The sequence below is a fragment of the Pantoea sp. VS1 genome, assembly GCF_002207995.1.
In the GTDB taxonomy this organism is placed as follows: domain Bacteria; phylum Pseudomonadota; class Gammaproteobacteria; order Enterobacterales; family Enterobacteriaceae; genus Pantoea; species Pantoea dispersa.
The window spans coordinates 349,440-361,801 of the sequence record NZ_NHZE01000045.1; the positions used below are offsets into that span (position 1 = coordinate 349,440).

The 12,362-nt window shown below is 58.3% G+C and carries 13 protein-coding genes; 4 read left to right on the forward strand and 9 right to left on the reverse strand.

The genetic code is table 11. From position 1 onward, the window contains the following. The first annotated feature begins 14 nt into the window (after window positions 1–14). Together CBW22_RS18475 and CBW22_RS18480 are read left to right on the forward strand one after the other, a co-directional pair. Complete coding sequence (locus CBW22_RS18475; RefSeq protein WP_088517457.1) at window positions 15–452, forward strand: acetyltransferase; 438 nt, start codon at window positions 15–17, stop codon at window positions 450–452. 25 nt (window positions 453–477) lie between these two features. Then, a complete protein-coding gene (locus CBW22_RS18480; protein ID WP_088517458.1) occupies window positions 478–873 on the forward strand; it encodes a GFA family protein in 396 nt (131 codons plus the stop codon). On the opposite strand, the gene CBW22_RS18485 is transcribed toward CBW22_RS18480, so the two are convergent. Further along, complete coding sequence (locus tag CBW22_RS18485; RefSeq protein WP_088517459.1) at window positions 852–1,595, reverse strand: metallophosphoesterase; 744 nt, start codon at window positions 1,593–1,595, stop codon at window positions 852–854. The two genes, CBW22_RS18480 and CBW22_RS18485, sit on opposite strands and share 22 nt — an antisense overlap. 146 nt (window positions 1,596–1,741) lie before the next feature. Between CBW22_RS18485 and CBW22_RS18490 the strand changes: the two genes are divergently transcribed. After that, window positions 1,742–2,482 carry a GntR family transcriptional regulator gene (locus CBW22_RS18490; protein ID WP_088517460.1) on the forward strand — a complete coding sequence of 247 codons (741 nt, stop codon included), beginning with the start codon at window positions 1,742–1,744 and terminating at the stop codon, window positions 2,480–2,482. On the opposite strand, the gene CBW22_RS18495 is transcribed toward CBW22_RS18490, so the two are convergent. From CBW22_RS18495 to CBW22_RS18530, 8 genes are all read right to left on the reverse strand, one after another. Further along, window positions 2,469–3,449: a PfkB family carbohydrate kinase gene (locus CBW22_RS18495; protein ID WP_088517461.1), complete on the reverse strand. Its 981-nt coding sequence runs from the start codon at window positions 3,447–3,449 to the stop codon at window positions 2,469–2,471. The two genes, CBW22_RS18490 and CBW22_RS18495, sit on opposite strands and share 14 nt — an antisense overlap. Continuing rightward, window positions 3,436–4,458: an ADP-ribosylglycohydrolase family protein gene (locus tag CBW22_RS18500; RefSeq protein WP_031279951.1), complete on the reverse strand. Its 1,023-nt coding sequence runs from the start codon at window positions 4,456–4,458 to the stop codon at window positions 3,436–3,438. The genes CBW22_RS18495 and CBW22_RS18500 overlap by 14 nt, the downstream gene beginning before the upstream one ends. Window positions 4,459–4,475: 17 nt before the next feature. Further along, window positions 4,476–5,750, reverse strand: coding sequence for a nucleoside permease (locus CBW22_RS18505; protein WP_031279949.1), 1,275 nt, complete (start codon window positions 5,748–5,750; stop codon window positions 4,476–4,478). Between the two features lie 390 nt (window positions 5,751–6,140). Next, window positions 6,141–7,451 carry an MFS transporter gene (locus tag CBW22_RS18510; RefSeq protein WP_021508813.1) on the reverse strand — a complete coding sequence of 437 codons (1,311 nt, stop codon included), beginning with the start codon at window positions 7,449–7,451 and terminating at the stop codon, window positions 6,141–6,143. 108 nt (window positions 7,452–7,559) lie between these two features. Next, a complete protein-coding gene (locus CBW22_RS18515; RefSeq protein WP_021508812.1) occupies window positions 7,560–8,198 on the reverse strand; it encodes an isochorismatase family protein in 639 nt (212 codons plus the stop codon). Window positions 8,199–8,207: 9 nt separating this feature from the next. Further along, window positions 8,208–8,909, reverse strand: a complete 702-nt coding sequence (locus CBW22_RS18520; protein ID WP_199188990.1) for a maleate cis-trans isomerase family protein — start codon at window positions 8,907–8,909, stop codon at window positions 8,208–8,210. A gap of 47 nt (window positions 8,910–8,956) precedes the next feature. After that, the gene (locus CBW22_RS18525) at window positions 8,957–9,778 is read right to left on the reverse strand and encodes an alpha/beta fold hydrolase (RefSeq protein WP_088517462.1); all 822 of its coding nucleotides are present in this window, start codon (window positions 9,776–9,778) and stop codon (window positions 8,957–8,959) included. Further along, window positions 9,775–10,923 carry an FAD-dependent monooxygenase gene (locus tag CBW22_RS18530; RefSeq protein ID WP_058780991.1) on the reverse strand — a complete coding sequence of 383 codons (1,149 nt, stop codon included), beginning with the start codon at window positions 10,921–10,923 and terminating at the stop codon, window positions 9,775–9,777. Before CBW22_RS18530 ends, CBW22_RS18525 begins: the two co-directional genes overlap by 4 nt. Before the next feature lie 322 nt (window positions 10,924–11,245). Between CBW22_RS18530 and CBW22_RS18535 the strand changes: the two genes are divergently transcribed. Then, on the forward strand, window positions 11,246–12,298 hold the full coding sequence (locus CBW22_RS18535) for a 2,5-dihydroxypyridine 5,6-dioxygenase (protein WP_088517463.1): 1,053 nt from the start codon (window positions 11,246–11,248) through the stop codon (window positions 12,296–12,298). The last annotated feature ends 64 nt before the right edge of the window (window positions 12,299–12,362 follow it).

Consider the following 12,362-nt stretch of genomic DNA (forward strand, 5'->3'; position numbering starts at 1 on the left):
GTTAAGGAGGCATAGTGACAATTAGCGAAGTAAGCAAGGAAGAGTATCACTTACTGATTCAGGTCTGGGAGGCTGCCGTCCGGGCAACGCATCATTTCCTGAATGAACAGGATATCCTGCGGCTCAGACAGCTTATTCTGGAAAATTATTTTGATGCTGTTGTTTTAAGAAAAGTGAGCGATGAAAACCATGACATTGTCGGGTTCATCGGCGTGCAGGATGAGAATATCGAGATGCTTTTCGTCTCGCCCGCTCATCACAAAAAAGGGATCGGTGCACGGTTAGTCCATTACGCAATCCGTCATCTTTCAGCGAAAAAAGTGGACGTTAACGAACAAAATACCGCTGCGCTCGGGTTTTATCAGCATCTGGGTTTTCAGGTGACGGGACGGTCTTCTGTTGATGGTGAGGGAAAGCCGTTTCCCCTCCTCCATCTGAAGCTGATGCAATAATCCGGCACAGGTATCAGGAGAAAAAATGAATGGAAGTTGTCTCTGTAAACGTGTGCGCTACGAATGCGATCGCCTGGCCGGCAGCATTACGCATTGCTGCTGTCATACCTGCAGGAAAGCGCACGCCGCCGCTTATACCTCCACAGCGCGCGTGCGGCGTGAGGATTTCAGGTGGACCCAGGGAGAAGAATTTCTGACGGCATTTAATTCTTCCCCGGATAAGTTGCGTTATTTCTGTTCAGTCTGCGGATCTCATCTGATGGCTGAAAGACCTCATCAGAGCCACGTGATTCTGCGTGTGGCCACGCTGGACGACGATCCCGCTCAGACGCCGGTTTCCTATATCTGGTACTCGCACACCGTGCCGTGGCTAACAGAACGCGACGATGTGCCTCATTATCAGCAGGATAAAGAAACATGATGACTGGTCAAAACGCCGCGGGCGAAACGGTGCACCATCAGTGCCGGTAGATCATTCACCGGAGGAACCCGCTGGCTGCCGAACCACAGCGGGTTCGCCGGGCAAATTGAGCCACAAATGTAAGCCGGAACCCCTGCAAACATGCCTGCTGCGGGCCGGTGCACATGCCCGGCTGCAATCGCCAGTATTCTAACCCGGCTGCGTCTGAGGATCGACTCCAGCTTATCAAGCCCCCGACACATTGATTCATCCAGCGTCGGTATGCCCGATGCGATAACCGGATGATGCAGAAAAAGCAGTGCTGGCAGTCCATGCGTATCGCTGAGTTGTCTTTCCAGCCATTCCAGATGATCCCCGACGCTGCCAAAATTCTGTTTATTCACCGTGGAGTCCAGCCCCAGCATACGCAAACCGCCCATATCCTGAACAAAATGCAGCGCGTCTGCCGGGGTGTTTTTCGCCCAGTGATCTTCATGCCATGTCATTTGCATGAGTCGTCGATCATCGGCGTTGCCCGGCAATATAAATGCAGGGTAATGCTGCTGGCGCAGTTGCTCAGCTATCTGCCAGTAACCCTGCCGCCACTCGCCATCAACAAGATCGCCCGTTAACACCAGCGCATCCGGTTGCACATGAGTGAGCCACGCCAGCGCGCGCGCCAGGCGCAGCAGGTGATCATTGTCCGGTGCGGCATGGATGTCTGAAATCTGAGCGATTAACATAATGTCTCCGGAAATAAACAAGGGAACTACCAGGGCCGTCTGGCAGCATAGCACCCGCACCGTCACGCGACGCTGGCTGCGCGCCGCATTAAAATTCAGTATTATAGCGGTTCCTGCCGCTGACCCGAGTGAGTGCCCTGCCCGCTATGACTGACCACAATGCGCTGTTGGCGCGGTTGACCACCACGCTGGCGATAGAGAGCCGCACACCGCTGTATAAACGCTTTGCCAGTGCGATTAAAGAGGCGGTGCGCGATGGCACGCTGGTGCACGAGGAGATCCTGCCGGGCGAGCGCGAGTTTAGCCAGTCGCTGAACATCTCACGCATCACCGTGCGTAAAGCCATGGACGAGCTGGAAAAAGAGGGCGTCGTGTTTCGTTCCCGCGGCTACGGCACGCAGATCTGCAGCCAGTTTGAATATTCACTCAAAGAACCAAAAGGATTGTCGCAGCAGGCGGTGCTGCGCGGTAAAACGCCGGACACCGTGTGGATCAACAAAAGCAAAATTGCCTGCAGCGCAGAGATCGCCGAGAAGCTGGGGCTGAGCACGGGCAGCGATGTCTATCTGCTGAAACGTATTCGCTATGTTGACCGCCAGGCGGTCTCGGTTGAAGAGTCATGGGTGCCGGCGCGCTACATTGCCGATGCCGATGAGATTGGTATTTCGCTATATGACTATTTTCATCGCCAGCAGATCCTGCCGGTGAAATCCCAGAGCCGGGTCAGTGCGCGTATGCCGGACGAAGCCCTTCAGCAGCAAATTGCCCTGCCCGCCAATGTGCCGGTGCTGGTGATTAAGCAGCTGGCACTCGACGCACAGGGCAATCCGCTGGAGTACAGCATCAGCTACTGCCGCAGCGATATGTACGTGTTTATTGCTGAGTAAGGCGTTGCTGCCAGTAAGCGCGCAGTGTGGCGCGATCGGGCGCACAGTCGCCGCCGCGCCGGGAAACCACATATGACGCCACTGCGTTGCCCAGCGCAACGCTCTCCGCCAGTGACCAGCCGGACGCTAATCCCGCCAGTAATCCGCCAGCATGGCTGTCGCCCGCGCCGATAGTATCGACCACCGTTGTCGCCAGTGCGGGCACCCAGCCCTGCGCCTCAGCGTCGATGTATCCGGCACCTTCGCTGTCCAGCCTTAACACCATTGCGCCGCCAAACTGCTGCTGCCAGCGCGCCATCAGCTGATGGGCGTCGAAAGGTTCAGATGCGCGCAGACGCTCATGCCACAGCAGCTCCGCTTCCTGCCTGTTCACTGTAATCAGTGGCTGCAACGCCATGATACGCGCAAACTGCGCCTCGCCGATGTCCGCCAGCCGCGGGCCAAAATCCACCAGCAGCTGATACGGCGGTGCCTGCTGCTCCAGCCAGTCGGTCAGCACTTCGCCGCTTTTGCTGGTGAGCTGATAACCGGAGAGATAGATCCAGCGCTGCGCCGGCTGCGGCAATGTGCGCAACAGCGCGGCGTCCCACTGGTTTTCCACGCCACTGACGGAAAGAAAGGTGCGCTCGCCATCCGGCTCGACCAGCGCCAGACACCAGCCATTATCACCGTGCGCATTTTCCAGTACGCTCTGCACACCGTATTCCGCCAGCTTCTGTCGCACGATACTGGCCCAGATACCGTTCCCCAGCGGCAGCGCGTTGATAGAAGGAATGCCGAGACGATGCAGTGCAATGGCGACGTTAAGCGCACAGCCGCCAACGTTCACGCCCTGCTGATGCAGTTCGATGTCGCTGCCGCGATACGGCAACGTCCAGGCATCGGCAATCACATCCACTACCGCCGCCCCCACCACGCACACCGGCAACCGGCCCGCCAGTCGGGACAGATCGTCAGGCGTCAGCATAAGCGGCCTCGCGCTGCTGGCGGAAACGGACAAACGCGCGGCTGTAATGGGTGAAATCCAGCGCGTTAGCGGCATCCAGTTCCGCTTTTAGCTGCGCATCGATTGCGTCGATACCGTGCAGCGCGCCGCAGATAGCAACCGCCATCGCGCCGATGGTATCCGTATCGCCGCCCAGATTGGCGCACAGAATGGCGCAGCGGTTGGGATCGGTGGCTGCCAGTTCGACCATAGCGATCGCCGCCGGTACCGATTCAATGGTGCTGGTGCCGGTACCGACCAGATCGTAGATCTGCTGCATGGTCGACTCGGTGCCCCTGCCCTGCGCGACCACCTGCAACGCCAGTTCGATGCGGGCCGCCATTGCCGCACTGAAAGTGGTGACGCGCCGCTCCTGCGCCGCACGGGCAATCGCCGGCAGTTCGTCACGAATCGTTGCCCAGTCGCTACCGTCAATCGCGCGGGAGATTGCCCAGGCGATCGCGGTGGCACCGGCAATCGCCACGTCGGATTTGTGTGTCGGGCTGGAGGCCAGCGCGACAGCATCAATAAAAGCCGGCAGGTCACGCGCCGGCAGCAGACAGCCAAGCGGCGAGACGCGCATCGCCGCGCCGTTGGTCAGGCCGTTATTTTCCAGTTGCGCCACCGGCGTGCCGTTTTTCAGCGCGTTAAGCGCGATTTTGGAGGTCGGCCCGAGCACATTTTTGTTAAAGGCATCAAACGCTTCCGCCCAGCGCAGAATATTGGCGCCGATGGTTTCCGCATCAATTTCGCCGTCGTGGCTGATAATGGCATCGGCCAGCGCCAGCGCCATTGAGGTGTCGTCAGTGAAAGCCGCCCGGCCAAAGTAACAGGCGGCATTGTTTTCTGCCGGGCCGGGCAGGAAGCGATCGATCCAGCCAAAGTGCTGTTTCACGCGGCTGCGCGGCCACAGTTCCGATGGCATGCCCATCGCATCGCCCAATGCCTGGCCGTAAAATGCGCCCAAAATCCGTTTTTCCTGGTGTGTCATCGTCATGGTTACATCTCTTATTTATGGCTGTCAGCGGTTGCGGAGTTTTCAAAAGCGGTTAATTCATCACTGCGTTTTTTGCCGTCGCGGAACAGGACGATAAAGGCGATGGTGATGATGACAATCATCACGCTGCCAAACATCCACATCCCCGCCCAGTTGAAGGTCTGGCCGTTGCGCGGCTGGTCATACGCGAACATCTCCTGCATCAGATAGCCGCCGAGGCGGTAACCCAGCAGGCTGCCGATGCCCTGACAGGCCAGGGTGATCAGGCCCTGCGCAGCGTTACGCATCGCCACCGGCGCTTTCTTATCCACATAAATGTAGGCGGTGATGAAGTAGAAGTCGTAGCTGACGCCGTGCAGCAGAATGCCCATAAACAGCAGGCCGAAGGTCAGCAGGTTTTGATCGCCGCCGAACACAAAGAACACGTAGCGCAGCGCGGCGGTGACCAGGCCGAGCAGCAGCACTTTGCCGATGCCAAAGCGTTTAATGAAGAACGGCAGCGCCAGCAGGAAGAAGATTTCTGATACCTGGCCGAGCGTCATCCAGCCGGTGGCGTGTGGCAGACCGACTTCGGTCAGATATCCCTCAGCGAAGATGTAGTAGAACGCCAGCGGCATACTGAACAGAAATGAACAGACGAAAAATACGAGGAAGCTGCGATCTTTCAGCAGATGCAGTGCGTCGAGGCCGAGCGCCACGCGCAGGCTGAACTTGCCGGTGCTTTTGGGTTCAGTGGCTGGCAGGGTCAGGGCGAACAGGCCAAGCAGCAGCGAACTGGCCGCGGTGATCAGCAACGGTACGTTGCTGGCAGAGATATCGCCAAAGCCGAGCAGCGGCGGCAGGAAACCGCAGGCGATGCCGGAGGCGATCCAGCCGATAGTGCCCATCACGCGGATGCGCGGATAGTCGCGCTCCACGTCACCGACGTGAGAAAACGCAATACTGTTGGTCAGCGCAATGGTCGGCATATAGGTGAGCGCATACAGCAGCAGCAGCGGAAAGAAGCTGCTGAAGTGCGTCTGCTGTGCGGCAAAGAACATCAGAATCGCGCCGGCGATGGTCAGCAGCGATAACACTTTCTGTGCCTGGAAGAAACGGTCAGCCAGCGAGCCGACCAGAATCGGTGACAGGATGGCAGCGATGGAGGTACAGGCGTAGCACCAGGCGATCTCAACCGGCGAAAAGCCGTTTTTGCTGAGAAACGCCCACAGCGGCACGAACCATGCCCCCCAGATAAACCACTCTAAGAACATCATGAACGACAGCTTTGGAATTGTAGTTTTCATCGAAATAGACTCCCCGGTGTTGGTAGAACCAATCTAGCACCAGAATAGATACCTTTATAATACCTTTAGCTGATAGTTTGAGCTATCCCACAAGATTTTTACCTTATGGATAACCGATTAGCGAGGAGGATTAGGTGCGGATGGGGGTTGCGGTCTGGCGGGGTGTGGAGCTGCATCCTGCGGCTGTGAGGCGGTCGCCATGAATGACGTAATCCTTGTCAGTTATCTTTTGAATTTGTACATAAATGATTGCACTTATCGTAGCGGCGCAATTTATTGCGCGATGAATCGCGCCGCTACAAATTTGTGCGTATTGCAGTTTCTGAACTATTCGGCATTACACCATCGATGGCAATCCATCAGCGGTCGTCAAAATAGGTAAGGTATTCGCTACCGGTTCACCAGCTTCGCTGGCAGCGCGACCACTAACAGCGAACTGAGCAGCAGACACACGGCGAAGAACCACAGCGCGCCGTTGCTGCTGCCGGTGAGATCCAGCGCCACGCCCATCACGGAATTACTCACCAGTCCGGCGATATTGGCGATCGAACAGGCCAGCGCAAAACCCGCCGCAGCCGCCGTGCCTTTCAGGAACGTAGCGGGCAGGCTGAAAAACACCGGCACCGCCCCGATAATCATCGCCTGCGCAATTGAGAACAGCAGCACGGTCATCGCTACGTTATGAGCAAAGAAGGTGCTGGTGCCCATCGCCGCCGCACCAATAATAAACGGAACGATGATGTGCCAGCGGCGTTCACGCAGGCGGTCTGAGCTGGCACCGATCGCCAGCATACCAATCAACGCCGCCAGACTGGGGATCGCCGTCAGATAGCCAATGGTGGTGATATCGGTGGTGCCGGCATTCTTGATAAAGGTCGGCATCCAGAAACCCATGGCGTAAGCGCTGAGCAGAATCGAGAAGTCGATGCCGCCGAGCATCACCACGCGGATATTCAGCAGACCATCGCGCAGGCTGTGTTTCAGCCCTTTGGCGTCACCTTCGTCGCGCGCCAGTTCGCGCAGCACCGCCTGCTTCTCACTGCTGCTGAGCCAGCTGGCGCTCTCGACGCTGTTCGGCAGCAGCCAGAACGTAAGCACACCCAGTAATACGCTGGGCAGACCTTCCAGCAGAAACAGCCACTGCCAGCCGCGCATGCCGTAAACCTCATGAAAATGCCCCATGATCCAGCCGGAAAGCGGTCCGCCAATCAGGCTGGAGAGCGGCAGGCCAATCATAAACAGCGCAATGATGCGGCTGCGGCGCCACGAGGGAAACCATTTGGTGAGATAGAACAGCACGCCAGGCAGAAAACCGGCTTCGGCCGCGCCGAGGAAAAAGCGGATGATGTAGAACTGGGTCGGCGTTTGCACCAGCAGCGTGGCAGTCGAGAGCAGGCCCCAGGTAATCATAATGCGCGCGATCCAGATCTTTGCGCCGACCCGCTGCAGAATCAGGTTGCTCGGCACTTCAAACAGGATATAGCCGACAAAAAACAGCCCGGCACCCAGACCAAACGCGGTCTCGCTCAGCGCCAGATCGCTCGCCATCTGTAGCTTAGCCAGGCCGATATTGATGCGATCAAGGTAGGCCGCGAGATAACACAGGCAGAGAAAGGGAATCAGCTTCCAGGTGATTTTGCGATAAATCGAAGCGGTGTCTTCGGCTGCCAGCGCAGCAGGACGGGTTGAAACGTCAGTCATGGTGTTCTCCGGGCGCAATAACCCCGTCGTCGGGGAGATGTTGTTATGCGTCTCAGCCGCAGCCGAAACGGACTGTTTGTGCGCACTCCGTGCAGGTGAAACGCGCCCTTAACGGGCGCTGAACTTCCCGAGATACTCCAGCGCCGCGGCTTTACTTACCACGTCGCCATATTTACTGTCGATATCAAATAAATTGGCCTGGTGCGGCGCATCATGGCGATCGCCCACGCATTCACGCACCACCATGGCGCGAAAGCCGTATTGCAACGCATCCACTGCGCTGGCGCGGATGCAGCCGCTGGTGGAGCAGCCGGCGATCAGCAGCGTATCGATGCCCTGCGCCACCAGCATCGATGCCAGAGACGTGCCAAAAAACGCGCTGGCATACTGTTTGGTGATCACCACTTCTGCGGCAAGCGGCTGCACCGCCGGACAAAACGCGGCGAGCGGATTGCCCTCCACCATGTCACGCATCACCGGGGCTTTCTGCACCCAGATCCCGCCGTCCTGCTGATGCTGCGGATGGTAGCGAATCTGCGTATGGATCACCGGAATCGCGCACTGGCGCGCCGCCGCCAGCAGGCCCTGTGCGGCGGCCACCGCCTCTACCACGCCCGGGGCAAATAGCGCGGCGCCCGGCGTGGTGTAGCCCTGCAGAAAGTCGATCATCAGCAGCGCCGGACGCTGACCAAAACCGATGCGGTTGCCCCAGACACCGGCGTAGTTATCACTGACACTCTGGCTCATGCTTTCTCCTTACCACGCACCGGACAGCAGTGCGCCCGCGCCCGGCACCACCGGCTCCAGCTCCAGCGCCTTCAGCAGAGCATACGTGGTGGCAATGGCGGCCGTAATTACCGGCTTGCCGGTCTGCGCCTCCACTTTTGCCACCGCCGGCAGCGATGGCATCTGCACGCAGGCCGACAGCACCACCACATCAACATCCGTCAGCGTCATGTCCGCCACGATGCCAGGTAAATTGGCCGGGTCGTGGCGGGCGACGGCGAGGTTATCGGCAATTTCCAGTGCGCGCCACTGCTTTACCTCAATCCCTTCGCGCTGGATGTAATCCACCACCAGCTCGGTCAGCGGCTTCATGTAGGGCGCCACCAGCGCGATCTTCTTCGCGCCCATGATATGCAGCGCATCGACCAGCGCGCCGGCACTGGTGATCACCGGTGCCAGCGCCTCGTTGTCTCGCGTGACCTGCGTCAGACGCTGCTGAGACTGGCGATGATAGCCCGGGCCCATCGCCATGATCGCCACCAGACAGGCATAGCCGAGCACGTCAACGCGCGCGTCGGACAGCTCCAGCGCACAGCGGTCGGACTCTTTATCCATCGCCGCCAGCTCATCTTTATTGACATGCTTCATGCGCATACGGCTGGAGTGGAAGGTAAACCGCTCCGGGCGAATCAGCTGGCGCGCCTGCAGCATGGCGGGAATTTCGGTTTCCATGGTGATGTTGGAACTCGGCACAATCTGGCCGATACGATACGAACGCGTCATGGCTGCGTCTCCGGAGTCAGTGAGGGGCCAAGGAAGGTGCCAAAGGCATTGAAGAAACCGTGAAAATCATCCCACGGGATCATGTGACCGGCGCCGGCTACCCGGCTGATCTCAATGGTCGGCAACAGCTCGCGGATTTCGGCTTCATCTTCCGCCTGAATGACGCCGCCCTTGCCTGCCACCATCAGCAGAGTTTTTGCCGGCAGCTGAGGGAAATATTGGTGGATATCGAGCTGGTGAAAATCGTCGTAGGCGCGACGGATGGCTGGCGTATAGCAGGTGTGCAGCCACTCGGCGCGCAGCTGGCGCTGGTCATCGCTCCAGGCCGGGCAGTATTGCTTCATGGCTTCAGCATCCATGCCGCGCTGCGCGTCGCGAATGGAATCTTCATACCACGGCCACTGCCCCGGATAGAGACGCCGGCCCGGCCCGGAAACTGGCGGATCGATCAGCGACAGCGACAGCACGCCGGCTGGCTGTTTCACCGCCGCACGCATGATGAAGCGCGCGCCCATCGAATGGCCAACCAGGTGATAGCGCGTCAGCCCCAGCGCATCCGCGAAGGCGTTGATGTCATCGGCGCAGCTCTCCATGCCGTAATCCAGCCCTTCACCGCTGCTGGAGAGCCCGCGACCGCGCACGTCCAGTACCCAGGTATCAAAATACTGCGCAAAAACTTCCGCCACAAAACCCCAGGTGATTGCCGGGCTGGTGATACCCGGTACGAGGATCAGCGCGGGCCCGCTGCCGCCGTAGCGCAGATAGTGCTGGCGAATGCCGTTGGCCTGTACCTGACCGCCGTGCATAAAACGGCTCATGAAGTCACCTCGCTTTTCAGCGGCGCGGCAAACACGTCGTAGCCGTACACCCAGGCCGGATCTTCCTGGGTGCGCAGGAAAGTATTGGCGTTAGAGACGGCCTGCACGCGCGACGCACGTTCTTTGCGGTTGGCTTCATACAGGCGGAATGCGGTGCGATAATCATCAAGACCGGTTTCCGTCAGGCAGCGCGACAGCATGGCGGCATCTTCAATGGCCATCGCAGCGCCCTGCGCCATGTGCGGTTTCATAGGATGGCAGGCATCACCCAGCAGCACAATGCGCCCTTCGCTCCATACCGGCAGCGGCTGGCGGTTGAGCAGCGGCCATTTGGTGACCGATTCGCTGCACTCGATCAGCGCCTGTACCACCGGATGGTAGTGACCAAAGGTTTCCAGCATCTCCTGCTGACTACTTTCAACGAAGCTGCCTTTGATATCCCACGCCGGGTGCGGCACCCCGGAGACGTAATAATATTCGTCGCGCGCTTTGGTGGTGTAATAAACCATCAGATGACGATCTTCAGACCACCACTTGACGCAATCTTCAAAGCTGAGGTTGTATTTGCGCAGTTGTTCGCCACGGATTAGCGCACGGTGCGCCACCCAGCCGCTGTAAGTGGGCGCTTCCACCCCCAGCAGATGTTCACGCAGCTTTGAGTTGATGCCATCTGCGCCAATCACGATATCCGCGCGCGCTTCGCTGCCGTCCTGAAAACGCAGCACCACATCGCTGCCGCTGTCTTCGACGCTGCTCAGGCACTTGCCGAACTGGACGCTGCCCGGCTGCAGACTGGTCATCTGCATGGCCTGCAAATCGCCCCGGTGCACCGTGACATAAGCCGCACCGTACTCTTTGCGCGCATAAGCGCCCAGCGGAATGCGTGACAAATACTCCCCGGTTTCACCGTCGCGGCTGAACCAGAAATCGGGATGCGAAGCCAGATCCTCCAGCTGCTGTTCGATGCCCATGCGGCGAAACACCTTGAGCACGTTCGGCCCCATGTGGATGCCGGCACCCAGACGGGAGAAAGCCGGGCTTTGTTCATAAACCGTGACATGAAATCCCGCTTTCTGTAACAGCGAGCCGGCGGCAAGCCCGCCCAGCCCGGCGCCGATCACCGCGATGCGTTTCATATTGCTCATATTTTCCTCTCACACTGACGCTGATTTGAAGGTATGCACACCGATAAACGATCAAACCCGACGCTGAATTTATAGTGCATACACTTTAATTATTGAGGTTATGACACTGTTAAAAGCAACCGTATTTACAGTGAAAACTCGATAACATGATGTTAATCACAGCCTGATGATAAGGTTAAATAGGCTTTTCTTATGTCAAAAAGAAATGCTTGCACTGTTCTTCGCAACACGTCTATAACAAACACATAAAGCGTGTTCGCTATAAATAGCTGAAGTTTTGCGCAGCAAATTGTCTGACATCTAACCCTGAGAGGAAACCGCTATGGCAGTAAATCAGAGCCAGTTAGGCCAGATGTTCGAGCAGGTTTTACGGCTGTCGAAAGTCGACGCCAGCCAGAGCGTCGCCATTCTGAAAAGTCACTATTCCGATGCACGCACCGTGCAGGCCGCCACTGATGCTGCACTACGATTGGGCGCGAAGGTGTATTGCGTTGAGCTGCCGGCCTTCAATCACCCGACGGCAATGGGTAACGACATGACCGCCTACTGCGGTGATACCGCGCTTACTGGCAACATTGCCGCACAGCGCGCGCTGGAAGCGGCGGACCTGATCGTCGATACCATGATGCTGCTGCATTCGCCGGAGCAGGAACAAATTCTGAAAACCGGGACGCGAATTTTGCTGGCCGTCGAGCCGCCAGAAGTGTTGGCACGAATGTTGCCCACTGAAGAGGACAAGTCGCGGGTACTGGCCGCGGCGGCGGTGCTGGAAAAAGCGCGCATGATGACGGTGAAGTCGCCGGCCGGCAGTGATTTTCGCGCCCCGCTCGGCCAGTACCCCACGGTGACGGAATATGGCTACGCGGATGAGCCAGGCCGCTGGGATCACTGGCCGAGCGGCTTCCTGTTCACCTGGCCGAATGAAGAGCAGGCTGAAGGCGTGCTGGTGCTGGACGTCGGCGACATCCTGCTGCCGTTTAAATCTTACGCGCGTGAACGTATTACGCTGGAGATTGAGCAGGGCTTTGTCACCCACATCCACGGCGGCTTTGAGGCTGAGTATCTGCGCGATTACATGCGCTACTTCAACGATCCGGAAGTGTACGGTATTTCCCACATCGGCTGGGGACTGCAGCCGCGCGCGCAGTGGACAGCGATGGGATTACACGACAAAAACGACGGCATGTGTATGGACGCGCGCGCCTTTTACGGCAACTTCCTGTTTTCGACTGGACCGAACACCGAAGTGGGCGGTAAGCGCAAAACGCCGTGCCATATGGACATTGCTCTGCGCCGCTGCGACATCAAAGTGGACGATTTGCTGGTGGTGGCGGAAGGTGAAGTGGTGGCACCGGAGGCCTCACGCGCGCGTTAATCGTGCGCAGGGAACGGCTGCCAGCGCAGTGACAATGCATTACACTGCCTGACAGTTTCCGGGA